This is a genomic window from Streptomyces sp. NPDC050423 (assembly GCF_040655445.1).
Lineage (GTDB): Bacteria > Actinomycetota > Actinomycetes > Streptomycetales > Streptomycetaceae > Streptomyces.
In genome coordinates, this window is record NZ_JBFAJY010000029.1 from 68132 (window position 1) to 93022 (window position 24891).

The following is a 24891-nucleotide window of genomic DNA, read 5'->3' on the forward strand; positions in this document are numbered from 1 at the left end:
CCGCTCCGGCCGTCCGGAGCGGGGGCACCCGTGGAGGGGCCCTTTATCCGGCTCCTACGCGGCTATCCGGCTCCTACGCGGCCTGATCCGTCCCGGCCGGCCCCGACGTCCCCAAGTGGCGGGCGGCGAAGTCGAGCTCCAGGCGCACCTGCTTGATCCGCTCCTCCACGACGAGCGAGCCGTGACCGGCGTCGTAGCGGTAGACCTCGTGCACCGCGTCCCGGTCCTTCAGCCGGTCCACGTAGTTCTCCACCTGGCGGATCGGGCAGCGCGGGTCGTTGACGCCCGCCGAGATGTAGACCGGGGCCCGCACGGCGTCGACGTACGTCAGGGGCGACGAGGCCTCGAAGCGCTCGGGCACCTCCTGCGGCGTCCCGCCCAGGAGGGTGCGGTCCATCGCCTTCAGGGCCTCCATCTCGTCGTGGTACGCCGTGACGTAGTCCGCGACGGGGACGGCGGCCAGGCCCACGGCCCAGTCGCCGGGCTGCGTACCGAGGCCGAGCAGGGTCAGGTAGCCGCCCCACGAACCGCCGGCCAGGACCAGCCTCTCCGGGTCCGCGAGGCCGGACTTGACCGCCCACTCCCGCACCGCCGCGATGTCCTCCAGCTCGATCAGGCCGATCCGGTGCTTGAGCGCGTCCGTCCAGGCCCGCCCGTAGCCGGTCGAGCCCCGGTAGTTGACCCGGACGACCGCGTAGCCGTGGTCCACCCAGGCGGCGGGCCCGCCCGCGAAGGCGTCGCTGTCGTGCCAGGTCGGGCCGCCGTGGATCTCGAAGACGGTCGGGAACGGCCCCTCGGCCGGGGCCGCGGGACGCTGGACGAGCGCGTGGACCCGGCCCCCGGGCCCCTCCACCCACACGTCCTCGACCGGCACGGAGCGCGGAGCCTTCGCACCCGGCGGATCGAGCACCACCGCACCGGTCGTGGACCGGACGACGGGCGGCTCGGCGGCCGACGACCAGAGGTACTCCACCGTGCCGTCCGGGCGGGCGGTGGCCCCGGAGACCGAACCGGTGGGCGTCTCCACCCGCACCAGGGTGCCGTCGCCCGCCGCCGGCCCGTACCGCCACAGCTCGCTGCGGGCCTCGAAGCCGTGCTCGATCAGCAGCGCGGAGCCGTCCGGATACCACTCGGCGCCCACATCGCCCGGCAGCTCGATGGCGAGGTCCGTCTCGGTGCCCGCCACCGGGTCCCAGATCATCGGCTCCCACCGGCCGCGCCGCTGGTGGCCGACCAGCAGCCGGGTGTCGCCCGCCACCGGGGCGAAGCCGAGAACGGCGAGGCCCAGCTCCTTCGTGCCCCCTTCGGTGTCGTCCAGCTCGGCGACCGCGGTGCCGTCCGGCCGCACCACGCGCAGCGCGGAGTGCATCGCGTCACCGTGCTCGGTGTGCTCCAGGGCGATCAGCGTCCCGTCGCGCGACAGGTCACCGACCCCGGCCGACTCGCGGTGGCGGTAGATCTCGACGGCCGCCGCCCCGGGCCGTACGACGTGGACCGTCGTCCCGTCCTCGTCCGTCGAACGGCCCACCACCGCGGTGCCGTCCCGGCCGATCGCGAGCCCGGCCGGGTACGAAGGCTCAAGGCCGGGCGCCGCCGGCTCGTCCTTCGCGGCCCCGGCGTCGCCCGCGCCGCCGGGGAACGGCCGGCGCATCCACACCCCGAACTCGTCGCCGTCGGTGTCGTCGAACCACCAGATGGCCTCGCCGTCCGGCGTCAGCGCGCCGTCCGTCGTCCCGTTCGGCCGGTCGGTGACCTGGCGCTGCTCACCGGTGGCCCGGTCCCAGGAGTACAGCTCGTACGTCCCCGTCGCGTTGGAGACGAACAGGGCGCGGTCCGGCGCGTCCTCGGCCCAGTCGGGCAGGGACACCCGGGGAGCCCGGAAACGCTGCTCCCACTCCGGAACGGAATCGGTCGTCGAACCAGTGGTCTCAGTCATGCCCCCATTCTGCGCCGGGCCGCCGACAATCCGTTCGCCCCGTCCGCAGCCTGTGGATAACCTCGCCGACATGCATGCACCGATACCCGCCGACTGGCGCGAAGCCAACCGCGCGATGTGGGATGAACGTGTGCCCATCCATACCGGCAGTGACTTCTACGACCTGGACGCCTTCCGCGCGGGCAAGGACTCCCTGCGCGCCTTCGAGCTGGCGGAGGTCGGGGACGTGACGGGCCGGTCGCTGCTGCACCTCCAGTGCCACATCGGGCTCGACACCCTCTCCTGGGCCCGGCAGGGCGCCGCCCAGGTCGTCGGCCTCGACTTCTCCGAACCGGCCGTCGAGACCGCCCGCTCGCTCGCCCGGGACCTCGGCCTGCCCCCGGACCGGGCGGCGTTCGTCGCCGCCGACGTCCACGACGCGGCGGAGGCCGTCCCGGACTCCTCGTACGACATCGTCTACACCGGTGTCGGCGCGCTGAACTGGCTGCCCGACATCGACCGCTGGGCCGAGACGGCGGCCTCGCTCGTGGCGCCCGGGGGTTTCCTCTACCTGGCGGAGTTCCATCCGCTCACCGACTGCCTCGACGACGCGACCGGCTCGCGGGTCGTGCACGACTACTTCAGCCGCGACGCCTGGGTGGACGAGACGCCGGGCACGTACGCGGACTTCGACGCGCCGACCGTCCACAACCGCAGCGTCGAATGGCAGCACCCGGTGGGCAACGTGGTCTCGGCCCTGGCCGCGGCCGGGCTGCGGATCGAGTTCCTGCACGAGCACGACGCCTCGCTCTTCGCGCGCTTCACCGCGCTGGAGCGTCGGCCGGACGGCTGCTACCGCTTCCCGGCGGCGCGGCCGCGCATCCCGCTGATGTACTCGATCAAGGCGACCCGGCCGGTGCGGCTTCCCTGAGACCGGTGCGGCTTCCCTGAGACCGGTGCGCGGAGCGGGCGGCGTTTCGACGGTGGGCGGGCCGATTGTCCGAGGTCAGGGCGATTGTCAGTGGCGGGGTCCAGACTCGGTGCATGACCACGACTGCTGATCTGCGTGCCACGGTCGAGACCTATTGGACCGCAGCCGACCTCCGCGACTGGGACACCTTCGCGGCGACGCTCGCCGACGAGGTGCTGTACGACCTGCCGCAGACCCGCGAGCGCGTTCGCGGCAAGGAGCGGTACGTCAGCTTCAACCGGGAGTACCCGGGCGAGTGGCGGGTGCGGGTCGAGCGGACAGTGGCCGACCGGGACGGACGGCAGGTGGCGGTCCGGACGCTGTTCACGGTCGGCGCGCAGGAGCTGCACGCCATCCACTTCTTCACGTTCGACGCGCAGGGGCGGATCAGCGAGATCACCGACTTCTGGCCCGAGCCGTACGAGCCCCCGGCGGGCCGGGAGCATCTCGTCGAGCGGTACTGAGCACGGCGGAGCGAGGTGGAACACGGCAGCGGCGCGGCAGGGCCTCGGAGCCGGGGCTCCGGAGCCGTTGCCGCGCCGCTGCTTCCCGTGGTTCCTACGCGGCTGAGCGGAAGGCGGGCAGGTAGCCGCCCGACTGTCCCTCGGCCTTGGGGTGATACGAGTTCTCGATGGGGATCGAGACGCTGTGGAGCCACGGGTCGCCGGAGCACAGTTCGTGCCCGGTGAACTCGTCCGCGACGCCGGAGAAGGTGAATCCGGCGTTGGCGGCCTGCTTGGCGATGACACCGTTCAACACGTCGGACGCGTTGTTGATGGCCGTGCGCTCCGCTTCCGTGAGCCCGGCGATGCAGCTTCCGCCGATCTTGTAGAAGCGCGGGTAGCCGAGCACCACGACATGTGCCTGCGGGGCCTTCGAGTGGATGGATCCGTAGAGCGAGCTCAGACCGGCCGGCAGTGAACTGTTCATCTGCGAGACGGCGGAATTCACACTGGCGAGGCAGGCGGCCTCGCCGGACAGCACGCAGTCCTGCATGACCTTGGCGAACCCGACGTCATTGCCGCCCGCTGTCAGGCTGACCAGCGAGGTCGACGAGTTCAGCGGGCCGAGCTGGCTGCTCGCCACCGAGCTCGACGTGGCGCCCGAACAGGCGACGAAGTCGAACGAGGACGGCGAGTTCGCCGCCGCCCAGAGGTAGGCGTAGGCGTTGCTGCTGCGCCGGCAGTTACCGCTGTCGGAGAGGTAGTTTCCCGCGCCGACACCGGACGAGTACGAGTCGCCCAGGGCGACGTACCCGCCGGCGGCGGCCGAAGAGGATGCCGAGGCCGGCTGGGCCATGCCCAGAGCAGCCGCGGCGGCGAGGAGCAGAGTGGATGCGGACGCCCAGAATCTCCGTACTGACATAGCTGTCAGCCCTCCGAAATGTGGGGGGTGGGTGGGGGGTTGATTGAGCGTCAACTGTTCTAGCAGCTTCCGGTACCAGTCGGTAATAGCCAGGCGGGAACCTGTCGGAATTGCCCGAATGATCGTTCGACACCCGTAGCTCCGCGCGTAGATAATCCGCGAACTCCACCCGAAACAAGGGGTTTACGGCTGTTCGGCCGCCTTTTCGCAGGTGCTTGCACGGAGGCCGAGAACTCGCACATGGTGATGTTCAAACAAACATGACTGTGTTAGAAATGAGTCATGGGTGTCGCTAATCGTCTGGACCTGACCCTGCGGCTGGTGCAGGGCTCCGACCGGGTTTCCGTGTCGGAGCTCTCCCATCGTCTGGGGGTCTCCGAAATGACCGTGCGCAGGGATCTCGACGCGCTGGAGCGCCAGGGACTGGTGCGCCGGGTGCACGGAGGCGCCGTCGCCACACGGTCCCGTGAGGAAGGGGCGGGATTCGCGGCGCGCGAGCCGTGGCAGGCCGCGACCAAGGACCGGCTCGGGGCGGCGGTGGCCGCGATGGTGGAGCCGGGTTCCAGGGTGCTGCTGGACGCGGGCACCACGACCGTCCATGTCGCGGAGCACCTCGCCGGACGGGCCCCGCTCACGGTGGCGGTCCTCAGCCTGCAGGCCGCGGTGAGCCTGGCGGACCGGCCCGGGATCGACCTGTTGGTCGTGGGCGGCCGGTCCCGTCCCGGCGAGCGGTCCCTCGTCGGCCCGCTGGCCCTGCGCACGCTGGAGGCGCTGGCCTTCGACTGCTTCGTACTGTCCATCGGCGGTGTGCACGCCGAGTACGGGTGGTCGGAGTTCTCGCTGGACGACGCGGCGGTCAAGCAGGCCGCGCTGGCGGGAGCCACCCGGACGATCGCGGTGGCGGACGCGACCAAGCTCGGGGTGCGCGCGTTCAGCCAGGTCGCCCCGCTGGGCGCGGTCGACGCCTTCGTCACCGACGCCGCGGCCGAGGACCCGGCCACCCACCCCAACGGTCACCGGACCCTTACGGCCCTGCGCGACGAGGGCGTCCGCACCACCCTGGCCTGACCCCGGCCGAACCCGGTTCCATCTCGGTCGGAACTCCGGCCCCGGCCCCGAACTCCGGCCCCGGCCCCGAACTCCGGCCCCACCGCGAGGAGCACCTGTCATGACCGCCGTCCCGCGCCCCTTGATGATCCTGGTCGCCGGCCCCTACCGTTCGGGGACCGGGGACGACCCGGCCGAACTCGACGCCCATGTGCGCGCGATGAACCTGACCGCACTGGCGCTCTTCCGCGCGGGCCACCTGCCGCTCACCGGCGAGGCCCTGGCCCTTCCCCTGGTGGAGGCCGCGGGGAGCACGGGGCCGGGCGACCCGGTCTTCCAGGAGATCTTCCACCCCGTAGCCGAACGCCTGCTGGCCCGCTGCGACGCCGTACTGCGCATCGGAGGCCCCTCGGAGGGCGCGGACCGGATGGTGGCGAGGGCCCGAGGCCTGGGCCTGGACGTCTACACCGGCATCGGCGACATCCCGGCCGCGCGGTGACCGCCGGCCTGGACACCCCGGACCGGCGCGGGCGCACGGGCCTGGACCGGCACGGCCGGGACCTGACCGGGAACCCGCGGGTGCGCGTCAGGGACGTGGACGTGCTCTCCTGCGACTGGTACGTCCTGCGCAGGACGACCTTCGACTACCAGCACAGTGACGGGCATTGGAGCCGGGAGCAGCGCGAGACGTACGACCGGGGCGACGGCGCCACGATCCTGCTCCACAACACCGACCGCCGCACCGTGCTGCTGACCCGCCAGTTCCGCCTGCCCGCGTACGTGAACGGGCACCCCGACGGGATGCTGATCGAGGCCGCCGCCGGGCTGCTGGACGGAGACGCCCCGGAGGAGGCCATCCGCAGGGAGGCGGCCGAGGAGACCGGATACGTCATCGGAGTCCCCGAGCCGGTGTTCACCGTCTACATGAGCCCGGGATCGGTGACCGAGCGCCTGCACTTCTACGCCGCTCCCTACGATCCCGTGACCACGGTGGCCGACGGGCACGAGTACGAGTACGGGCACGGGGTCGCGGAGGAGGGCGAGGACATCGCGACCGTGGAACTGGCCTTCGACGAGGCGCTCGCGATGATCCGCAGCGGGGACATCGCTGATGCCAAGACCATCATGCTGCTCCAGTGGGCAGCCCTGGACGGACCCTACCGGCACCCCGGTCCGCCCTCCTCGCCTGCCCGGCAGGCGGATTGAGCCCGCGTCACCATCGGCTGCCCCACCGGCGCCCGTCCTCACGGCCCCGCCGTTGCTGGCCGCTGTTACCGCTGAACGTCGTTGCCGCCGGACAGTTGCTCGTGCAGCACGGTGCTCATGGAGAGGGGTTCGCGCCCGATCAGGGCGGCCAGTGTCGGGTCGACGGCGGCGAATTCGCCGGCGCGGGCGGCCGCGAAGATGCCGAGCAACTGGTCCGCGGTCCCGGCGGGGGCGCCCTGGCCCGTCAGCTGCTCCCGGAACTCGGTGTCGGGTGCGGTGGCCCTGGTGATGGTGCGGCCCGTGATGTCGCCGGCGATGGCCGCGATGTCGTCGAACGTGAGCGCCTGCGCCGCGGTGAGCGGCGGCGTGGGCCCGTCGAAGCGGCCCTCGTCGGCCAGGACGGCGGCGGCCGCGTCGGCGAGGTCGGCGTGGGTGGTCCAGGCGACCGGCCCGTCCTCGGGGAGCGTGATCTCGCCGGACTCCACGCCGTGGGCGGCGAACTGCATCGCGCTGGCGGCGTAGAAGCCGTTGCGCAGTGAGGTGAAGGGCACGCCGGATGCGCGCAGCGCGTCCTCGGTGGCGGCATGGTCGCGGCAGGCCTGGAAGTGCGAGTCGTGGCCGGCGCCCATCTGGCTGGTGTAGAGGATGCGCCGGGCGCCTGCCGCGACGGCCCCGTCGATCGCGGCGCGGTGCTGCCGCACGCACGCGTCGCCCATCTTGTCGACGGAGACGATGAGCACCTGGGAGGCGCCCTCGAAGGCGTGGGCGAGGCTGTCGGCGTCGGTGAAGCTGCCCCGGCGCACTCGTACGCCCCGGTCGGCGAACGCCTTCGCCCTCTGTGGGTCGCGGATGCTGATGCCGATCAGGTCCGCCGGTATGCGCGTCAACAGCCTCTCGACGATCTGGCGTCCGAGCTTTCCGGTGGCTCCGGTCACGATGATCACGATGTGCTCCAGCACTCTAGTTCCAGTGGAAACGCAACTACCGTAACACTGGAATTATCGATGGAACCATCTAAGCTGTATCATCGATATATGTCATCACGTTCACGCGACAGCGACATCAGCGACACCGCCGTCGACGCCGCCGCCGATGCCGACAGCGCCGCCCTGGCGCAGCCTCGGCAGCGGATCATCGAGGCCGCGGCCGACCTGCTGGCGCGCGAGGGCCGCGACGCCGTCACCACCCGCGCGGTCGCGGTCGCCGCGGGCGTACAGCCGCCGGCCATCTACCGCATGTTCGGCGACAAGGGTGGGCTGCTCGACGCGGTGGCCGAGTACGGCTTCGCCAGGTTCCTCGCGACCAAGCACGTGGATCCCGACCCGCCGGACCTCATCGAGGACCTGAGGGGTGGATGGGATCTGGCGGTCGAGTTCGGACTGGCCAATCCCGCGCTGTTCACGCTGATGTACAGCGAGCCCACAAGGCCCACGTCGGCGGCCTTCCGGGCCGGCCTGGAGATCCTCATGGGGCGTATCCGGCGCCTGGCCGCCGGGGGCTGGCTCCGCGTGGACGAGGAACTCGCGGCGATGCTCATCCACGCCACGGCGCGCGGCGCGGTGCTCACCTGGCTGTCCCTGCCCGAAGACCGGCGTGACCCGGCTCTGTTGACGACGCTCCGGGAGTCCATGGTCGCCGCGGTGACCAACCAGGAGCCGGCCGTGCGGGACGCCGGCCCGGCAGGTGCCGCCCGTGCCCTGCGCGCCGCGATGCCCGAACAGACGGTTCTCAGCGGCGCGGAGCAGCATCTGCTGACGGAGTGGCTGGACCGCATCGCCTCCCACGGCTGAGCCGTTCCCCCTCAGCAGCCTCAGCAGCCTCAGCAGCCTCAGCAGCCTCAGCAGCCTCAGCACCGTCAACAGCACGTCCGGGCGCGGGACATGAGAGCCCCGCACCCGGACGTATACCTATGGGCAGGCCGCGTCAGCCGCGTCCGCCGTTGTCCCGCTCGAAGACGGCGAAGGCCGCCTCCTGGCGCCACTGCGTCGCCGCCTTCGGGCTGGCGGCGAGGTAGCGGGAGCAGCGCGGGCTCGGCCGCCCGGTGCCGGGCCGGTCGCCGCGGCAGGCGGCGACCAGCTGATAGCCGGAGGGGGCGGAGCCGTCGGCCCACAGGCTGCGGCCGTCGCGGAACGCGTACTCCAGCGAGGCGCGGGCCAGGTCCTTCAGCTCGGTGTAGCCGAGGCTGTAGGTCTTGGCGGCGTACTGGTACTCGTGGCTGATGTCGATCCGCGAGACCCCCGGGTCGTCGGTGGCCAGGACCACCGGGACGCCGTAGTGGCGGTAGGCGTTGAACGGGTGGTCGGCGCCCGCGATGCCGAGGATCTGCTTGTTGCTGGAGAAGGGCACCTCGACGGCGATCTTGCGCTGTGCCATCGTCCGGGCGAGCTGCCGCCAGTTGTCCTCGTGGACCAGGTCCACGCCGTGTCCGATGCGCTCGGCACCGGCGACGAGCACGGCTTCGCGGATGTGGAAGGTCAGGTCCTCGGGCTTGACCAGACCGGGGGCCAGCTCACCGGCGTGCAGGGTGAGGTGGGAGCCCGGGTACTGGCCGCGCAGGTACTTCAGCATCCGCATCTGGAGGCTGTAGTTCTCCAGCGAGGTGTCCCAGTCCTCGGGCTGTACGAGGTTGACGGCGACGAACCTCGGGTCGCGCTCCGCCAGTCGCATGCCGACCGCGATCTGCGTGAACACCCGCGCCGGGGTGCTGCCCCGGGAGACCTGCGAGATCCACCTGACGGGCAGCCGGCAGCCCGGATCGGGGCGCTTGGTGTCGCAGTGGGCGGCCGCCCGGAACTGGACATTGGCGTCATCGGCCTCCTTGACCGCCTCGTCGACGACCCGGTCGAGCTGCCCTCCGGCCAGGAGCTTGCGGTGGAAGGCGGCCAGATCGGCGTCGTAGCCCACCGTGTCGGCCAGCTTCTTGGCGCTGTCGGAGGCCGGGGTGACCATGGTCTCCAGATAGAACTGGTTCTGCTTGACCACGGTGTCGGCCACATTGGCGAGGAGCTTGCCGCGGTCCCAGGTCGCCATGCCGAACTTGTTGAACGTATCGAAGAAGTGGTCGTGCCCGGACTGGTCGGCGGGGAAGTCCTGCATGGACCAGGCCCGGATGATCTGCTGCCGGAAGGCGGCATCCGTCCGGGCGTCGGATGCGGGCCTCGTGCCCGATCCGCACGGCGGCGCCACCGCTGTCATCGTGGCGTCGATGCAGAGGCCACCCTCGGCGGCGAGCTTGATCAGGTACTCGGTCTTGGCCGCACCCGACAAGTGGTTGTGGAGGTCACCACCCTTGGGCAGATCCTTGAAGAAGGCCTTCAGCCGTGCGGGGCTGTTCCGCAGCGAACCGAGGTACGCGGCGGTCCTGCGTTCGGCCGCGGTCACCACACGGGGCGAGACCGGCCGGGCGCTCTGCGACGACGCGTCGTCCGCGGGCGCGGCAGCGGCCGGGAACGCCGGGAGGAGGGTCAGCACGGTGAGTGCGCCGAGCCCGGCCAGGAGGCGGGACTTGGGACGGTGTTCCGTCCGGATTGTTGACATCACGGCCGAATGATCGCGTCCGGGGAGCGCGTTTTTCACCCAAACCACATGTATGGCCTGAAACCTCCACCCGATCGAGTGCCTGACCGGCTACGGCCGGCCACACGATGGGCTAAGGGACAGCCACGCGACAGGCCACGCCCGGCCGGCCACGCGACTGGCCGGCCGTCACGACGCGTGACACGGTTGGGTGACCTGAGCGGTCGAGTCCGCCGCACCCCCGACCCGGCCCGCCGTGGCACCGCCGCCGGCGCCGTACGTACGAAATGGAGCATCCGAGGATGGCTCGACACCTGGTAACCAGCGCGCTTCCCTACATCAACGGGATCAAGCACCTGGGCAACATGGTCGGGTCGATGCTCCCGGCGGATGTGTACTCCCGGTATCTCCGCCGGCGCGGCCACGACGTCCTGTACATCTGCGCGACCGACGAGCACGGGACTCCGGCCGAGCTGGCGGCCAAGGCGGCCGGGCTGCCGGTGGCGGAGTTCTGCGCACAGGCCCACGCCGCGCAGAAGGTCGTGTACGACGGCTTCCAGCTCGCCTTCGACTACTTCGGCCGCAGCTCCTCGTGGCAGAACGCCGAGATCACCCAGCACTTCGCGCGCCAGCTGCACAAGAACGGCTTCATCGAGGAGCGGGCGATCCGCCAGGTGTACTCGCCGGTCGACGGACGCTTCCTGCCGGACCGTTACGTCGAGGGAACCTGCCCGCACTGCGGCTACGACAAGGCCCGCGGCGACCAGTGCGAGAACTGCACCCGCGTCCTCGACCCGACCGACCTGCTGAACCCCCGCTCGGCGATCAGTGGCTCCACGGAGCTGGAGGCCCGCGAGACCACGCACCTGTTCCTGCTCCAGTCCAGGCTCCAGCACGAGGTGGAGGCGTGGGTGGCCCGGCACGAGGACCGGTGGCCGCAGCTGTCCTCCTCCATCGCCCGAAAATGGCTGACCGAGGGCCTGCACGACCGCGCCATCACCCGCGACCTGGACTGGGGCGTCCCGGTCCCGGCCGACACCTGGCCGGAGCTCGCGGCCGAAGGCAAGGTCTTCTACGTCTGGTTCGACGCCCCGATCGAGTACATCGGAGCGACGAAGGAGTGGTCGGACGCAGCCCCGGACGGCGAGAGGCGCGACTGGAAGTCCTGGTGGTACGAGGCCGACGACACCGTCCGCTACACCCAGTTCATGGCCAAGGACAACGTCCCGTTCCACACGGTGATGTTCCCGGCCACCGAGCTCGGTGTCCGTGAGCCGTGGAAGAAGGTCGACGTCGTCAAGGGCTTCAACTGGCTCACGTACTACGGCGGCAAGTTCTCCACCTCTCAGAAGCGAGGCATCTTCACCGACGCCGCGCTGGAGACGCTGCCGGCGGACTACTGGCGATATTTCCTGATCGCCAACGCCCCCGAGTCCGACGACTCCTCCTTCACCTGGGAGCACTTCGCCGCCACGGTCAACAAGGACCTCGCCGACACCCTCGGCAACTTCGTCAATCGTGTGCTGTCCTTCTCCCGCAAGCGCTTCGGCGACGACGTCCCGGCGGGCAGCGCCGCCGGTGTGGCGGAAGCGCGGCTGGGCGCCGAGGCCGCGCGGCTGCTCGCCGAGTACGAGGAGCACATGGAGGCCCTCCAGTACCGCAAGGCCGCTGCCGCGCTGCGGGCCCTGTGGTCGGCGGGCAACTCCTACCTGGAGGAGAAGGCCCCCTGGCTGGAGATCAGGACCGACCCGGAGGGCGCGGCGCTGACCCTGCGTACGGCGATGAACCTCATCCACCTCTACGCGATCGTCTCCGAACCGCTGATCCCGGCCTCGGCCGCCGCCATGCGCGGCGCCTTCGCCCTGGAAGGCGACACCGCGACCTGGGTGACCGCCGAACAGGCCATGTCGCTGGACGCCGTCCCGGCCGGCACGCCGTTCACCGTGCCGCCGGTGCTCTTCGCGAAGATCGCCGAGGAGGACCTGGACGCCTACCGCGCGCGCTTCGGCGGAGCCGACGCCTGACGGCGCCGTTCGCTCAGCGCCCGTAACGCCCGTAGCGCCGACAGCACCTGCGGCTTCGTCAGACAGTGCTGTCCGCGGTGCTGTCCGCGTCGCCGTCCGGAGTTGTTTCGGGCTTCGTGTGGAGCACCTCGCGGGCCTGCTCCGCGGAGCGGATGAGGCTCTCGGTGACGAAGTCGAGGAATCGGGCGATGTTTTCGAGGCGGACGCCGGCCGGGGTGGCGGGACCGAGGACGCCGACGCCCTGCCGTGCGGTCTCGACGATCTGGGCGGTGGACCGGGCGCTGGAGATCATTGACTGGTACCAGATGTCGTCGTCGACGACGTAGCGCTCGCGTCGGCGTCCGTCGCGTTCCCGGCGCACGAGGCCCTGGCTGTCGAGGAACGCGACCGCCTTGGAGATGGACGCCGGGCTGACCTGGAGGCGCTGGACGAGTTCGGACGCGGTGAGGCTGCCCGAGTCGGCGGTGTAGAGACAGGTCATCACCCGGGCCATCATCTTCGGCGTGCCCGACTGTATGAGGGCGGTGGTGAACACCTCCTCGTACTCGCGCACCGCCTCGGCGTCCCGCCCGTGGGCCTGCGCGGGCGCCTCCGACTCCCGGGGCGCGGCCTGCCGGCGCCTGTGGGTGCGGCGTTCGGTGGCGCGGTGGGCGAGCTCGGCGCGGTACGCCGTGGGGCCGCCGTTGCGCATCACCTCGCGGGTGACCGTCGAGGTCGGACGGCCGAGGCGTCTGGCGATCTCCGCGTAGGCCAGGCCTTCGGCCAGTCCCAGTGCGATCTGCTGACGTTCCTGCTGGGTGAGCCTGCCTCCTGGCATCGGGGTCTCCTTCATGGTCTGCGGTGTCTCCAGCATAGCGTTCGCTTTCAATTCATTGCAACGATCTGAGTGGCGTTGTTGCATTAGGCTCGATCTCATTGCAACGATGTGGAAGCTCTGAGCTGCATCAATGCAATTAGTGTGCAACGAATGTGTTGTCAGTCCCTCGAACACAACGTAGCGTTTCGACTATCAGAAACAGAGGGTGGGAGAAGCGCCCGATGGAGAAGAAGGAGAACGCGATGCGGAAGTTCGACACGCCCGCCCCCGTCTCGGCCGTCCTCGACATCCCCGCGGGACGCATCCGGTTCATCGCCGCCGACCGGGCCACACCACGGTCGACGCCGTGCCCGCGGACGCCTCGAAGGGCCGCGACGTGCGGGCGGCGGAGCGGATCGCGGTCGGATACGGCGATGGCGCCCTGCGGATCGCGGCCTCACCGGCGAAGAACCGGATCCTCGGCAGCTCGGGATCCATCGAGGTGACCGTCCAGCTGCCCGTCGACTCCCGCGTCGAGGTGAAGGCGGCTGACGCCGGACTCCGGGGCGTCGGACGGCTCGGCGACGTCACCTTCGAGGGTGCGCAGGGCTCGGTCAAGCGCGACGAGGCGGCGAGCGCCCGGCTCACCCTCCTCGCCGGCGACGTCTCGGTCGGCCTCCTGCGGGGCCCCGCGGACATCAGCGCCCAGAAGGGCGACCTCCGGATCGCCGAGGCCCTGCACGGCACGGTCGCACTGCGCACCGTGTCCGGCGATGTGTCGGTCGGCGCCGCCCGCGGAGTCTCCGCCTCCCTGGACGCCGGCACCACCTACGGCCGGATCGAGAACGCGCTCAAGAACACCGACGGCGCCGCCGCCCCCCTGAACATCCGCGCGACCACCGCCCACGGCGACATCGTCGCCCGCAGCCTCTGAGGAGCAACCGGCATGACCAACCTGGCCATCGCGGCGAACGGGCTGCGCAAGTCGTACGGTGACAAGGTCGTCCTCGACAGGATCGACCTGGCCGTCCCCGAAGGAACCGTCTTCGCGCTGCTCGGCCCGAACGGCGCCGGCAAGACCACCGCGGTCAAGATCCTCTCCACCCTCATCACCGCCGACGCCCCGACCGCCGGCGTCGACGGCTCTGCAGATTCCCTCTCCGGAGCCGTCTCCGGCTCCGTCCCCGGCAGCATCCGGGTCGGTGGTCACGACGTCACGACGAACCCTCAGGCGGTGCGGGCCGCGATCGGCGTCACCGGCCAGTTCTCCGCCGTCGACGGCCTGATCACCGGCGAGGAGAACATGCTCCTCATGGCCGACCTGCACCACCTCTCCCGCAGCGAGGGGCGCCGGGCCGCCGCCGAACTCCTGGCGCGCTTCGACCTCACCGACGCCGCGAGGAAACCGGCCTCCACCTACTCGGGCGGCATGAAGCGCCGGCTCGACATCGCCATGACCCTGGTCGGCAACCCACGGATCATCTTCCTCGACGAACCCACCACCGGCCTCGACCCCCGCAGCCGGCACAACATGTGGAACATCATCCGCGAACTCGTCGCCGACGGCGTCACCGTCCTCCTCACCACCCAGTACCTCGAAGAAGCCGACGAACTCGCCGACCGCATCGCCGTACTCAACAACGGGAAGATCGCCGCCGAAGGCACCGCCAAGGAACTGAAACAGCTCATCCCCGGCGGACACGTCCGCCTCCGCTTCACCGACCCGGCCGCACACCGGAGCGCCGCCCTCACCCTCCACGACGCCACCAGCGACAACGAGGCGCTGTCACTGCAGCTCCCCAGCGACGGCAGCCAGCGCGACCTGCGCACCATCCTCGACCGCCTCGACTCCGCCGGCATCGAGGCCGACGAACTGACCGTGCACACCCCCGACCTCGACGACGTGTTCTTCGCCCTGACCGGCGCAGCAGACATCCCCGACCAGTCCAAGGAGACAGTCCGATGAGTGGCCTGACCCTCGCCGCCCGCGACTCCGGCACCATGCTCCGCCGCAACCTCCTGCACGCCCGGCGCTACCCCTCCCTCACCCTGAACCTCCTGCTCACCCCGGTCGTGCTGCTCCTGCTGTTCGTCTACATCTTCGGCGACGTCATGAGCGCGGGCATCGGCGGCGGCGGCGCGGACCGCGCCCGGTACATCGCCTACATCGTTCCGGGGATTCTCCTCATGACCATCGGCAGCACCGTCGTCGGAACCGCCGTGTCCGTCTCCACCGACATGACCGAGGGCATCATCGCCCGCTTCCGCACCATGGCGATCCACCGCGGCTCCGTACTCGTCGGGCACGTCGTCGGAAGCGTCCTGCAAGCGGTCATGAGCGTGATCCTCGTCGGCGCCGTCGCTGTCGCCATCGGCTTCCGCTCCACCGACGCAACCCCTCTGGAATGGCTGGCGGCAGTCGGACTGCTCGTACTCTTCGCCACCGCACTCACCTGGGTCGCCGTCGGCATGGGCCTCATCAGCCCCAACGCCGAAGCCGCCAGCAACAACGCGCTGCCCATGGTCCTGCTGCCCCTCCTGTCCAGCGCCTTCATCCCCGTCGACACGATGCCCGGCTGGTTCCAGCCGATCGCCGAGTACCAGCCCTTCACACCCGCCATCGAAACCCTGCGGGGACTACTGCTCGGCAGCGAGATCGGCAACAACGGATGGCTCACGGTCGCCTGGAGCCTCGGCCTCGTAGCCCTCGGCTACTCCTGGTCGACCTCGAAGTTCAACCGCGACCCGAAATAGCCACTACGACAGAACCGGCCACCACCCAGATCCCGACGTCAGCTCTCGTCCATGCCGGACAGCGCCTCGGTGATCATGCGGGTGGCGAAGTCGGGGTCGTCGGCGATGCGGTTGATGTGTTCCGCGAGCAGGAAGGCGGTGACTTCGAGGGGAGTCATCTCTTCCTCGGTCCAGCGTCCGTACTGCTTGCGCCACAGGTTGGGACTCAGGCCGGTGCCCGCCGCGATGACGAGGCCGGCCATGGTGGGGATGACCTCGGTGGGGACGCTCCTGGGCATCATGCGCATCGTGGCCACAAGAGTCGGCACCACGTACTCGATGACGTCCTTGTCGTGCTGTTCGTGGGTCATCCGCAGCCACTTCATGAACATGAAGATGAGCGTGCACGCGCCGTCCAGCAGGTCCTTGGCTCCCTCGGGGCCCAATGACGCGGCGAACTGGTGGACCAGCTCCTGTTGTTCGGGGTCCGACCTGGACTTGCCGTCGTGGACGCATCTGAGCCGGGAGTCGACCATCATGATCGCCGTGCCCACATCGCCGGCGGGAGCGTGCTGGGGATCGCAGGACGATGACACAGGGTTCCTCCTCAGTTGCCCACGGTGGGCAGTGCGGCGTGTCCGACAGTAGACCGCCGAGGAGGCGGGGGTCCGGGGAATCCCGGTGAAGCGCCCTTTGGCGGCCGCATCCGATGCGTCCGCCATTCGGCCCCCGGCCGCTCCCCGTTCGATCCCCGGCCGCTCCCGGTCGTCAGCGGTCGGTGTCCCGCGTCATGTTGAAGGTGAGGCTGGAGAAGTCCCGGCCTTGAACTACAGGGCCGTTCTGGGTTCCGCCGCTGATGCTGTTGTGCACTTCGCCGCCCGATCCGGTCCGAGCGTGCTGCCACCACTCTTCGAGCAGTGCGCGGAATTCGTCGTCCAGGGCCGCCCGTACGCCCAGCGCCGTCGCCAGTGCCTGGGCGCGCAACGGGTCGGCAGGACTGTTCTCCAGGTCCGCGACCTCCAGCTCGCCCGAGCTGATCGCAGGCGATCCGTCCGGTGTCCCGCCCTGTGCCGCGCCGCGCCGGAACGGACGCCTCACCAGTGCGGTGAGCCCGTGCCACGTCTGGCGGCCGGCTTCGCCACCGACGGTTCCGGCCAGTGCCGTCAGGGCTGCTGCCGTGATCGGGTCCATGTCAGGCTCCCTCGGGTGGTGTCTGATCGTCACACCTTAAGTCCGTTGTGCGGCGTGATGGAGAAGTTCCGGCGCATCAGTGGTTCGCGCCTCCCCGGGTACGACCGCAATGTGAGAGGGCGTCACCTTCATGTCACGGACGAGGCAATACTGTTGACGCATGGTCGAGGAGACGCGCAACAGTCTTGACGGACGTGCGGACGTGGTCGTTCAGGCCGGGCGCATCGGAGAGGTGCACCAGCACCTGCACAGCGCCGGGGCACCCGTCCCGTCGACACCGTTCCAACTGCCGCCGGAACGCGGAGAGTTCGAGAACAGGAACGTCGAGCAGGCGCGCATCACGCGCGCGGTCGACGATCACGCGGCCCACACGGGGCCCCTGGTCGTCGCACTGACCGGGATGGGCGGGATCGGCAAGACCGCGCTGGGATTCCATGTGTCCCGTCGTCTCACCGACCGGTACCCCGACGGGGTCCTTTACCTCGACCTGGACGACCTGCGCCGGGACGGCGCTGTCGAGATCGCGGATGCCGTCGGGGATCTCCTGACCGGCCTGGGTGTATCGCCGGAGTGGCTGGAGAGGTCCCTCGCCGGCCGTACGAAGCAGTTGTGGACCAGGCCCCGCGACAAGCGGCTGATCGTGGTCGTCGACAACGCGCGGTTCGGAAGCGAGGTGACACCGCTTCTCCCGGCATCGGATCGCAGTCTGGTGATCGTCACGAGTCAGGGTGCCTTGTACGATCTCGACGGTACCGCCGCGGTCGAGATTCCCGTGGGCCCGCTGGCGGTGGATGATGCGGTGCGGCTGCTGGGCCACCTCACGAACGATCCGCGACTCTCGGAGGAGCCGGGTGCGCTGGGTGAATTGGTGCGTGGGTGCGGCGGCCTGCCGGCCGCGCTTCAGGTGGCCGGACAGTGGGTACGCAAGTACCGCAGGCGGAGCCTGTCCCGGCTCGTCGCCGAACTGACCGCGGAACTGCGCGAGAAGGGCATTCCCATGGTCGAAGCCGTGTGGGACGCCGCTTACTCGGGGCTGGGTCCGCAGGCCGCGCGACTGTACAGGTTGCTGCCACAGTTTCCGGGTCCACTGGTCCAGGAGCCGACGGCCGCGGCGGTCCTCGGCTGTGAGCCCGAACGGGCGGGAGACGTCCTTGAGGAGCTCGAGTCGGCAGGGCTGCTGGACGGCAGGGCCGACGGCTGGCGCATGCACGATCTCCTGCGGGGCCACGCCGAGCGCCGTGTGCAGCAGGACGACCCGGAGGGGGCGGAGCGAGCACGGGCCCGCACTTCCCTGATCACGTGGTACAGGCGCCAGGCCGCACGTGCAGACCTCCTTGCCGCCGGTCCGCGGATGACCTTCGCGGAGTTGCCCGGACCTGCGGGCCCGGACAGGCACGATGTCGAGTTCTCGGGCAAGACGGGCGCACTGCGGTGGCTGGGGTCTCAGCGGCTCGCCCTGTACGGGTGCGTCCGGATCGCTTTCGAGGCGGGGCACTACGAGGACGCGTGGGCGCTGTGCGAGCCGTTGTGGACGCACTTTCTCGATCACCCGCACTATGCGGACATCACCGACGCCTTCCGTACGGGGGTGGCTGCCGCCGACCGGGCGGAGTCTCTCCCGGCAATGGTCCGGATGAGGTGCCAGCTTGCCCGGCCGCTGTGGGAACAGGGGCTGCACGACGAGGCGGCGGAGCAACTGAGGCGTGCGTTCCACGCCTCGGAGGCCCTGGGGGAGTCGCTTCCGGAGCGGAAGCTGAGGGCTTCCACAGTGGAGTTCCGGGGCCTGCTCAAGTCCGAGACCGGAGACTGGCCGGGTGCCGCCGCGGATTTCGAGGCGGCGAGGGCGGCCCACGCGGAGATCGGCAACGCGTACGGCGTGCTCCTCCAGACCTACCTGTTGGGCAGGACCGCCCTGCGGCGGGGGGAGTGCCGGGAGGCGGTCAGGCTCCTGGAGGAGGCCCACGCGATGGCGCGGCAGCAGGACCGGGAGCGCATGATGGCTCGAACCGGATTCGAACTGGGCTGCGCACTGAGGCTGGTGGGGGATACCGAAGCGGCGCGGGCCCTGATGAGCGCGGCTCTCGACGGAGCCCGCGCTCGGGGTTCCGTCACGCACGAGGCGCGCGTCCTGGAGGAACTGGCGACTCTCGCGCAGGACTGCGGTGAGACCGAGACCGCCGAGCTGCACCGCGCGGCGGCGAGGCACATCACGCTTCGGGCCGGAGGCATCCCCTCCGACGGTCAGAGCTCGTAGCCGAGGTCGTCCGCAGTCGCGGGGCACAGACGTACGCGTACGGCGACGGGCCCGGTGTCGCAGAGGAGCGATACCGGCAGCGACCGGTTCGCGTTGGCGCCGAGCCAGGCGTGCACCGCGGACACCACGGCCGTCGGGTCGGCATGGGACACCATGCCTCCGTCCCGGTGAGGTTCCAACCGGACGCTGAACAGCCCGGCCGTGCGGTGCCTGAGCAGGCAGCGCCGGGGGGACAGGACCGCGGCCGAGGTTCGGCAGCCCGGCGCCTCCTCAAGGACGTGTGACGTCCAGCCCTCCGCAGTCCAGGCCGTGTGCTGTGCGGAAGAGACGGCGGTCCGGGCTCGGCGCCAGAGCACGGCGGCACTCTGTATCTGACGTGGCCCGGCCGTGGGGTATTCGGCGGCCAGATGGTGGACGGCCCCCTGTACGTGTGGCGGGAAGCGTTTCAGGGCGATCCGGTGACCCGACACCTCTGCCCGCACCGCGAAGGCCGAGGGTTGACGGGGCGTCGTGGACGGCCGGGAGAACGCGGGCGCTTCCAGTGGGCCCGACGGGGGACGCAGCCCGAGCATGCGATAGAGCCGCTGCCGCAGCAGCGGAAGTGCCCGGCCCTGCTGAGCGAACGCGCCGGCGGCGTGGCCACGGGTGTCAACGGTTCGGGAGTCCCGAAGCGCGTGCTCCAGGCCGGAGGCCTCCGAGAGCCTGGGCACGGAGTCCAGCAACTGTGCCATCGGGCTGCCGGGAAGCAGCTCGCGCCCGCCGTCGTAGGCACCGATGACCGGGCGGCCGAGGGCCGCGGCGTAGAGGGCCGTGGAGCCGTGGTCGGTGACCACGGCGTCGGCCGCGACCAGGAGGGAGGCCCATTCCTCGTAGGGGCGGGTGAGGACCAGCCCCGCCGCGAGAGCAGGGGCGAGCTGGCGGGACAGGTCGAAGGATCCTGTGTGGCTGTACTCGTTGGGGTGCACGATCAGGGCGACCTGAAACGCGTCGTGGGGGAGGACTCCGATGAGGTCGGCGGACAGGCCGGGGCGACGGGCGAGGAGTGACTCCGGTCCCCACGTGGAGGTGAGGACGATGAGCTGCCGGGCGCCCGTCGCCAGATGACCCCGGTAGTCCTGGCGGTGGGGGACCGACGCGAGGAGACGGTCCAGGGTGGGATCTCCGACCACAGCGACTCGGTCGACGGCCGACGGGCAGTGCTGCGCCAAGCGAGCCGCTTGGTCTTCGTGTGCCAGGGCATGCAGATCGGCCCAGGGCACGCCGTCCACCAACAGATAGTGAGGGTCCAGACCAGACGGTACGTCGGGTGAACCGTCGTTGCTGATGGTCTTGTTGAAGCCGGCTCCGTGCGGCAGCAGAGCCCGGCGCCCGGACAGCTCGTGGAGTTCGCCTTTCGGGCTCGCACTCAGAACCAGGTCATGCCTGATGCGGCGAGCTTCCTCCCAGGGCAGGATGCGGGCGCCCGAGTGGTCCAGAGCCGCGAGGGCGCCGACGTCGAAGTGCGATCCAGGGAGCAGCGTGAACCGGATGGTGACGCGAGTGTCGCCGTCAAACACGGGCAGTACGTCGAGGAGCCGGTGCAATGCCCCAGCTGAACGTACGGCGACGATGACTGTCCTGCTGTCCTGCTGTCCTGCTGTCCTGCTGTCCTGCTGTCCTGCTGTCCTGCTGTCCTGCTGTCCTGCTGTCCTGCTGCTGATCTTCGATTCTACCCGGTGTGGGCCCTCGGTGGAGGCGACTTGACCGGAGGGGATGTGGCCATCGTCGGGAGCCTGGTGCGGCATGGTTCTGATCGTACCGGTGCCGGAGCGCTCCCTCCTCGTCCTGTGTCCAGTACGGTGAATCCTGGTCGGCGATCCGGAGAGACGGTGGTCCATGAGCACGCCAGGCGAGCCGGAACGCCCCGTGGTGCCGGGGATCATGAACAGCCTCCCCGGCCATGTCGATGGACAGCTGGCCCAGGTGGGAGTCGTCCACGGCGGTATTTCCTTCAACTACCAAACAGTGCAGGCCACAGAACCCGCGGGCCGCCGCCTCGACCAGGTCCCGAGGCCGCCGCGCGACTTCGTCAACCGCCGGGGAGATCTGGCCGAACTCGACGACTTATTCGGACACGGCGACACACCTGGCTGCCCGATCGGCGTGTTCAGCGGGCTTCCCGGCATCGGTAAGACGGCGGCGGCCTGCCAGTGGGCTCACAACAACAAGCCGCGCTTCCCCGGTGGTCAGCTCTTCGTCGACTTCGCTTCGCTGCGCTCGGGAACCGGCGGAGACGTCTCGGAGGCACTCGCCACCTGCCTGAGGACACTTGGAGTACGTGACCCGTATCTCCCGGCGGGTCTCGCTGACCGGACGGCACTCTATCGGGACCTGTCGGCCGAGCGCCGGATGCTGGTGGTGCTCGACGACGTCACGCGCCCCGCCCAGGTCACGGCACTGCTGCCCCAAGGGCCGGGCAGCGCTGTGCTGGCGACCAGCACCTGGCGGCTCGGTGAGCTCGTTCTCGACGGAGCGTCGCTGCTCCACCTCGACACTTTCGACGTCGACAGTGCCATGGAACTGCTGGCGGCCGTCTGCGGTGCGCAGCGGATCGCAGACGAACCCGCTGCCTCGGCACAACTGGTCGAACTCCTGGGCGGCCTGCCGATCGCCATTCGTATCTGCGGCGCACGGCTGCTGATACACCGCCGCCTGACGATCAGCGCACTGGTCGATGAGTTGTCCGACGAACAGAGCCGCCTCAGCCGTATCACCGTGTCCTCAGCCCACGAGGAGCGCACCGTGTCCGCAGCCCTTGAGATCGCCTACCGAGACCTCCCTGAACCTGCCGCACGCGTGTACCGGGTCCTCGGCCATCTCCCGTGCCTCAGCTTCGACACCGCACTCGCGGCGCTGGCCGCTGAGCTGGATACGATGGAAGAGGTCCAAGAAGCGCTGGACACGCTGGAAACCGCCAGCCTGCTGTCCGTCACGGACGATGGCAGATACGCATTGCACGGCCTGGTACGGCTCCACGCCAGGGATACGGCCAGGGCTCTCGACCCGCCCGGCGCCGAGCGGGAGACAGTCCACAGGGTCACCGGTCACTACCTTGCGCTGACTGCCATGGCCGACCTCGCCGTCCGGGCCGACCGGCTGCGGATCTCAGGGGTGGCCGAGGTTTTGAGGGCGGCCGGTTCCGATGCCGTCGCCGACCCGTTCGCCGGTTCCGACGACCCCGGCCGCGATGCGATCAGCTGGTTGGAGGCCGAACGCGCCAACATTCTCGCTGTGCTTCGCGGCGCAGCCCGGTTCGGCCTCGTCCGCCAGGTGTGGCAGCTGGCGGAGGCGTTTACCGCTCTCTTCTTCCACCATCGGTACCTTGCCGATTGGCGGGAGTCGCTCGAACTGGGGGCCGATGCCGCCCGGCACGACGACAACGCCGCGGCGGAGGCCAGGCTGCGCAGCCTCCTGTCCAGGCCCCTGCTCGACCTGGGGCAGGACGAGCAGGCGAAGGCCCAACTGGACACCGCCGAGCGGCTTTCCGTGGAGTCCGGGAACGTGGTTCTCCAAGCGTCGGTTCAGGAGTTCCTCGGCCGGTACTGGGATCTGCACGACTCCAACCGCGCGGTCGACGCGTACCGTACCTCGCTCGCTCTGAACACCGAGGCCGGAGAGGAGCGGGGCGAGGCCCTGGCCCGCTACTTCCTGGGCCGCGCCCAGAGCTCAGCCGGCGATCACGTCACCGCCCTGACCGCGCTCGCCCGAGCCCGGGACACGTTCCTCACCCTGCGGGACGAGCGGATGGCGGCTCGGGCCCTAGCCGACACCGGCCGGGTCGAGGCGCGGCTCGGTGACCCCGAAGGGGTGGCCACCCTCTCCCGGGCCGCCGATGCTCTGCACCAAGCCGGGGCTTTCCACTACGAGGCCCAGGCACTGGAAGATCTGGCGGACCTTTTGGACGACCCGGTCGAGGTACGGAACTGCCTACGCCGGGCGCTCACCGTCTACAAGGACGGCGGCAGCCCACGGGCGGCGGTAGTCCTCGCCCGGTTGACCTCCGACTGACCCGCCGGACGCAGCAGCAACTGCTGTCGGCGTGAGCCGTGGCGCAGGACCGGAGCCGCGCCCTCAAGTGGTGTGCCGAGGCGCAGAAGGACGTAGACCGCTGCTGCGGCCGTACCGGGGTCCGGGCACGGTCCGTGCGGAGCACAGACGTCCACGATCCGTCCGTCGCGCAACCCGACCAGGCAACTGTTCTGCCCGGGCAGCGCGGCGATCCGGGCCCCGGGGAAATCGGCCAGGAGATGCGCGATGCGTTGCCTCCCCGTCTCCGGAGCGAAGACACCCGAGGTGGAGCACACGACCGTGGCGCTTTCGGTGAGTCGAGTGTCCGGCTCGTCGACGTCGCAGGCCAGGTGCCAGAACGCGTTGTTGCCCTCTCCCGTCTCCCTGGCCAGCGCAGCCGGGAAGCGACGGACGTCCACAAGAAGCTCGGCCCCGGTGTCCGGTACGACAGAGGTGTGGACCATCAGGGACCGGACACGCGTGGTGTTCTGGGGCGCGAGGGGGAACGCACGGGGGCCGCGAGCCGGGTGCTTCGGCTGAGGGAGGTGAAGGAGACCGTAGACCAGATCGCGCAGCCGTGGCAGGGATTCTCCGGGTTCCGCGAAGGCGCCGGCGGCGACCGCTGCGAACTGGTCCGCGCGATGTCCTGCCACCGTGGCCTCCAGTTGCGTGCGCAGCGGTCGGTCCGCGGCCAGCCACCCCGCTGTCGACCGCAGCGCGTACCCCGCTGTACCCGGGACGGCCTCGGAGCCGAACGCGCCGAGTAGTACGGGCCGCCCGATCGCTGCCCCGTAAAGCGTCACCGAGCCGTGGTCCCCGAGCACCAGGTCGGACGCCACCAGGGTCTGCTGCCAGCCATCCGTGGGATCGACCGTGATCAGGCCGGCCTCCAACGCGGACTGCTGCATGGCCCGGATCTGCCAGGCACCGTGACTGGACCAGACGTTCGGGTGCAAGACGAGTGCCACCCGGAACTCGTCTGCCGGGAGCTGGGCCAACAGCTCCGCGGGTAGCCCCGGAAGAGCCCCTGCCAGAGACTCCTCGCCCCAGGTGGAGCTCACCATCACCAACTGCTGCCCGGGGAGCACGCCGAGCGAGGACCGGTATCGGTCCCGCCACCGAGCGCTTGCTCGAAGCCGATCGAAGCAAGGGTCGCCCACGAGTACGGTTCTGCCGACTGTCACGGGGTGAGCGGCTGCCAGTTGGTGTGCCTGGTCGGGGTGGGACACGGCGAGCCAGGCCCGCCGGGTCGCCAGCAGAGCCTCGGACACCAGCCCGGAGAGTCGGGTGCCGGGACCGGCCGAATCGGGGACCTGTTTCTGGAACCCGACCCCGTGCGGCAGCACCAGTACCGGATAGTCGCCGGGCGGGACCGCGACGTTCTCGGAGGCGGAGATCAGCAGGTCAGGTGTCAATTCCGAGAGCTGGGACCACGGCAGGGTGCGGCAGCCGGCCGAGCGGAGCAGATCGAGTACACCGTCGTTGAAGGCGGAAGTCGGGTCGTACGCGAAGACCACGGTGATGCGGGGGTCGTCATGCACGATCTCCGGCACCACGTCCAGCACGCGTACGAGCGAGGTCACCGTCCTGACGGCCACCACCACGGTCCGGTCGCCGCCGAAGGTCCGCCAGCGAGCCGCATCCGGCCCTACGGGGACGAGAATGCGCTCATCGGACTCCATCGCGTACCTCCGCCCGACGGCAGGATCGCCACAACCCTGCCACCCGGCTCCCGGCTCCCGGCTCCCGGCTCCCGGCTCCCGGCTCCCGGCTCCCGGCTCCCGGCTCCCGGCTCCCGGCTCCCGGCTCCCGGCTCCCGGCTCCCGG

20 protein-coding genes and 1 pseudogene are annotated in these 24891 nt (G+C 70.2%); 12 read left to right on the forward strand and 9 right to left on the reverse strand.

Going from position 1 to position 24891, the window contains the following annotated elements; genetic code table 11:
- Positions 1 to 73: 73 nt before the first annotated feature.
- Positions 74 to 1936: a prolyl oligopeptidase family serine peptidase gene (locus AB0I52_RS21665; protein WP_363074914.1), complete on the reverse strand. Its 1863-nt coding sequence runs from the start codon at positions 1934 to 1936 to the stop codon at positions 74 to 76.
- A gap of 70 nt (positions 1937 to 2006) precedes the next feature.
- Between AB0I52_RS21665 and AB0I52_RS21670 the strand changes: the two genes are divergently transcribed.
- Both AB0I52_RS21670 and AB0I52_RS21675 read left to right on the forward strand, forming a co-directional pair.
- A complete protein-coding gene (locus AB0I52_RS21670) occupies positions 2007 to 2846 on the forward strand; it encodes a class I SAM-dependent methyltransferase (RefSeq protein WP_363074916.1) in 840 nt (279 codons plus the stop codon).
- Between the two features lie 113 nt (positions 2847 to 2959).
- On the forward strand, positions 2960 to 3349 hold the full coding sequence (locus tag AB0I52_RS21675) for a nuclear transport factor 2 family protein (protein ID WP_363074918.1): 390 nt from the start codon (positions 2960 to 2962) through the stop codon (positions 3347 to 3349).
- A 94-nt stretch (positions 3350 to 3443) separates the two neighbouring features.
- Here AB0I52_RS21675 and AB0I52_RS21680 read toward each other — a convergent pair whose 3' ends face one another.
- A complete protein-coding gene (locus AB0I52_RS21680) occupies positions 3444 to 4250 on the reverse strand; it encodes an SGNH/GDSL hydrolase family protein (protein WP_363074920.1) in 807 nt (268 codons plus the stop codon).
- A gap of 282 nt (positions 4251 to 4532) precedes the next feature.
- Here AB0I52_RS21680 and AB0I52_RS21685 point away from each other — a divergent pair, with 282 nt between their 5' ends.
- The 3 genes from AB0I52_RS21685 to AB0I52_RS21695 all read left to right on the forward strand — a co-directional run bounded on the left by AB0I52_RS21685 (position 4533) and on the right by AB0I52_RS21695 (position 6503).
- Entirely contained in the window at positions 4533 to 5318 is a 786-nt protein-coding gene (locus tag AB0I52_RS21685) for a DeoR/GlpR family DNA-binding transcription regulator (RefSeq protein ID WP_363074922.1), read from the forward strand.
- A 100-nt stretch (positions 5319 to 5418) separates the two neighbouring features.
- Positions 5419 to 5796: a DUF4406 domain-containing protein gene (locus AB0I52_RS21690; RefSeq protein ID WP_363074924.1), complete on the forward strand. Its 378-nt coding sequence runs from the start codon at positions 5419 to 5421 to the stop codon at positions 5794 to 5796.
- Positions 5793 to 6503: an NUDIX domain-containing protein gene (locus AB0I52_RS21695; protein WP_363074926.1), complete on the forward strand. Its 711-nt coding sequence runs from the start codon at positions 5793 to 5795 to the stop codon at positions 6501 to 6503. The genes AB0I52_RS21690 and AB0I52_RS21695 overlap by 4 nt, the downstream gene beginning before the upstream one ends.
- 65 nt (positions 6504 to 6568) lie before the next feature.
- Here the strand turns inward: AB0I52_RS21695 and AB0I52_RS21700 are convergent, their stop codons facing one another.
- Positions 6569 to 7447 carry an NAD(P)H-binding protein gene (locus AB0I52_RS21700; RefSeq protein ID WP_363074965.1) on the reverse strand — a complete coding sequence of 293 codons (879 nt, stop codon included), beginning with the start codon at positions 7445 to 7447 and terminating at the stop codon, positions 6569 to 6571.
- Positions 7448 to 7537: 90 nt separating this feature from the next.
- Between AB0I52_RS21700 and AB0I52_RS21705 the strand changes: the two genes are divergently transcribed.
- Positions 7538 to 8293 (forward strand): helix-turn-helix domain-containing protein, encoded by a 756-nt coding sequence (locus AB0I52_RS21705; protein WP_363074928.1) that lies wholly within the window; start codon positions 7538 to 7540, stop codon positions 8291 to 8293.
- 133 nt (positions 8294 to 8426) lie between these two features.
- Here AB0I52_RS21705 and AB0I52_RS21710 read toward each other — a convergent pair whose 3' ends face one another.
- A complete protein-coding gene (locus AB0I52_RS21710; RefSeq protein ID WP_363074967.1) occupies positions 8427 to 10040 on the reverse strand; it encodes an adenosine deaminase in 1614 nt (537 codons plus the stop codon).
- A 281-nt stretch (positions 10041 to 10321) separates the two neighbouring features.
- On the opposite strand from AB0I52_RS21710, the gene metG reads away from it, so the two are divergent.
- The gene (gene metG, locus AB0I52_RS21715; RefSeq protein ID WP_363074930.1) at positions 10322 to 12043 is read left to right on the forward strand and encodes a methionine--tRNA ligase; all 1722 of its coding nucleotides are present in this window, start codon (positions 10322 to 10324) and stop codon (positions 12041 to 12043) included.
- A gap of 58 nt (positions 12044 to 12101) precedes the next feature.
- Here the strand turns inward: metG and AB0I52_RS21720 are convergent, their stop codons facing one another.
- A complete protein-coding gene (locus AB0I52_RS21720; RefSeq protein ID WP_363074932.1) occupies positions 12102 to 12860 on the reverse strand; it encodes a helix-turn-helix domain-containing protein in 759 nt (252 codons plus the stop codon).
- Positions 12861 to 13102: 242 nt separating this feature from the next.
- Here AB0I52_RS21720 and AB0I52_RS21725 point away from each other — a divergent pair.
- The 3 genes and pseudogenes from AB0I52_RS21725 (at position 13103) to AB0I52_RS21735 (ending at position 15593) form a co-directional block, all read left to right on the forward strand.
- Positions 13103 to 13773 (forward strand): annotated as a pseudogene (locus AB0I52_RS21725) (DUF4097 family beta strand repeat-containing protein).
- Between the two features lie 12 nt (positions 13774 to 13785).
- A complete protein-coding gene (locus tag AB0I52_RS21730; RefSeq protein WP_363074934.1) occupies positions 13786 to 14805 on the forward strand; it encodes an ATP-binding cassette domain-containing protein in 1020 nt (339 codons plus the stop codon).
- On the forward strand, positions 14802 to 15593 hold the full coding sequence (locus tag AB0I52_RS21735) for an ABC transporter permease (RefSeq protein WP_363074936.1): 792 nt from the start codon (positions 14802 to 14804) through the stop codon (positions 15591 to 15593). Before AB0I52_RS21730 ends, AB0I52_RS21735 begins: the two co-directional genes overlap by 4 nt.
- Before the next feature lie 38 nt (positions 15594 to 15631).
- Here the strand turns inward: AB0I52_RS21735 and AB0I52_RS21740 are convergent, their stop codons facing one another.
- Together AB0I52_RS21740 and AB0I52_RS21745 are read right to left on the reverse strand one after the other, a co-directional pair.
- Entirely contained in the window at positions 15632 to 16168 is a 537-nt protein-coding gene (locus tag AB0I52_RS21740) for a hypothetical protein (RefSeq protein ID WP_363074938.1), read from the reverse strand.
- A 172-nt stretch (positions 16169 to 16340) separates the two neighbouring features.
- Positions 16341 to 16763, reverse strand: coding sequence for a hypothetical protein (locus AB0I52_RS21745; RefSeq protein ID WP_363074940.1), 423 nt, complete (start codon positions 16761 to 16763; stop codon positions 16341 to 16343).
- A gap of 160 nt (positions 16764 to 16923) precedes the next feature.
- On the opposite strand from AB0I52_RS21745, the gene AB0I52_RS21750 reads away from it, so the two are divergent.
- Positions 16924 to 19017 carry an NB-ARC domain-containing protein gene (locus AB0I52_RS21750; RefSeq protein ID WP_363074942.1) on the forward strand — a complete coding sequence of 698 codons (2094 nt, stop codon included), beginning with the start codon at positions 16924 to 16926 and terminating at the stop codon, positions 19015 to 19017.
- Here the strand turns inward: AB0I52_RS21750 and AB0I52_RS21755 are convergent.
- On the reverse strand, positions 19005 to 20801 hold the full coding sequence (locus tag AB0I52_RS21755) for a translation initiation factor 2 (protein WP_363074944.1): 1797 nt from the start codon (positions 20799 to 20801) through the stop codon (positions 19005 to 19007). The genes AB0I52_RS21750 and AB0I52_RS21755 overlap by 13 nt on opposite strands.
- A 91-nt stretch (positions 20802 to 20892) precedes the next feature.
- On the opposite strand from AB0I52_RS21755, the gene AB0I52_RS21760 reads away from it, so the two are divergent.
- On the forward strand, positions 20893 to 23064 hold the full coding sequence (locus AB0I52_RS21760) for a hypothetical protein (protein WP_363074946.1): 2172 nt from the start codon (positions 20893 to 20895) through the stop codon (positions 23062 to 23064).
- Here AB0I52_RS21760 and AB0I52_RS21765 read toward each other — a convergent pair.
- Entirely contained in the window at positions 23004 to 24746 is a 1743-nt protein-coding gene (locus AB0I52_RS21765) for a hypothetical protein (RefSeq protein ID WP_363074948.1), read from the reverse strand. The two genes, AB0I52_RS21760 and AB0I52_RS21765, sit on opposite strands and share 61 nt — an antisense overlap.
- Positions 24747 to 24891: the final 145 nt, after the last annotated feature.

Excerpts from the sequence above, each read along its gene's own strand:
- AB0I52_RS21665 (WP_363074914.1), bottom strand. The coding sequence starts at position 1,936 with ATGACTGAGACCACTGGTTCGACGACCGATTCCGTTCCGGAGTGGGAG.
- AB0I52_RS21670 (WP_363074916.1), top strand. The coding sequence starts at position 2,007 with ATGCATGCACCGATACCCGCCGACTGGCGCGAAGCCAACCGCGCGATG.
- AB0I52_RS21675 (WP_363074918.1), top strand. The coding sequence starts at position 2,960 with ATGACCACGACTGCTGATCTGCGTGCCACGGTCGAGACCTATTGGACC.
- AB0I52_RS21680 (WP_363074920.1), bottom strand. The coding sequence starts at position 4,250 with ATGTCAGTACGGAGATTCTGGGCGTCCGCATCCACTCTGCTCCTCGCC.
- AB0I52_RS21685 (WP_363074922.1), top strand. The coding sequence starts at position 4,533 with ATGGGTGTCGCTAATCGTCTGGACCTGACCCTGCGGCTGGTGCAGGGC.
- AB0I52_RS21690 (WP_363074924.1), top strand. The coding sequence starts at position 5,419 with ATGACCGCCGTCCCGCGCCCCTTGATGATCCTGGTCGCCGGCCCCTAC.
- AB0I52_RS21705 (WP_363074928.1), top strand. The coding sequence starts at position 7,538 with ATGTCATCACGTTCACGCGACAGCGACATCAGCGACACCGCCGTCGAC.
- AB0I52_RS21710 (WP_363074967.1), bottom strand. The coding sequence starts at position 10,040 with ATGTCAACAATCCGGACGGAACACCGTCCCAAGTCCCGCCTCCTGGCC.
- metG (WP_363074930.1), top strand. The coding sequence starts at position 10,322 with ATGGCTCGACACCTGGTAACCAGCGCGCTTCCCTACATCAACGGGATC.
- AB0I52_RS21720 (WP_363074932.1), bottom strand. The coding sequence starts at position 12,860 with ATGCCAGGAGGCAGGCTCACCCAGCAGGAACGTCAGCAGATCGCACTG.
- AB0I52_RS21730 (WP_363074934.1), top strand. The coding sequence starts at position 13,786 with ATGACCAACCTGGCCATCGCGGCGAACGGGCTGCGCAAGTCGTACGGT.
- AB0I52_RS21735 (WP_363074936.1), top strand. The coding sequence starts at position 14,802 with ATGAGTGGCCTGACCCTCGCCGCCCGCGACTCCGGCACCATGCTCCGC.
- AB0I52_RS21745 (WP_363074940.1), bottom strand. The coding sequence starts at position 16,763 with ATGGACCCGATCACGGCAGCAGCCCTGACGGCACTGGCCGGAACCGTC.
- AB0I52_RS21750 (WP_363074942.1), top strand. The coding sequence starts at position 16,924 with ATGGTCGAGGAGACGCGCAACAGTCTTGACGGACGTGCGGACGTGGTC.
- AB0I52_RS21755 (WP_363074944.1), bottom strand. The coding sequence starts at position 20,801 with ATGCCGCACCAGGCTCCCGACGATGGCCACATCCCCTCCGGTCAAGTC.
- AB0I52_RS21760 (WP_363074946.1), top strand. The coding sequence starts at position 20,893 with ATGAGCACGCCAGGCGAGCCGGAACGCCCCGTGGTGCCGGGGATCATG.
- AB0I52_RS21765 (WP_363074948.1), bottom strand. The coding sequence starts at position 24,746 with ATGGAGTCCGATGAGCGCATTCTCGTCCCCGTAGGGCCGGATGCGGCT.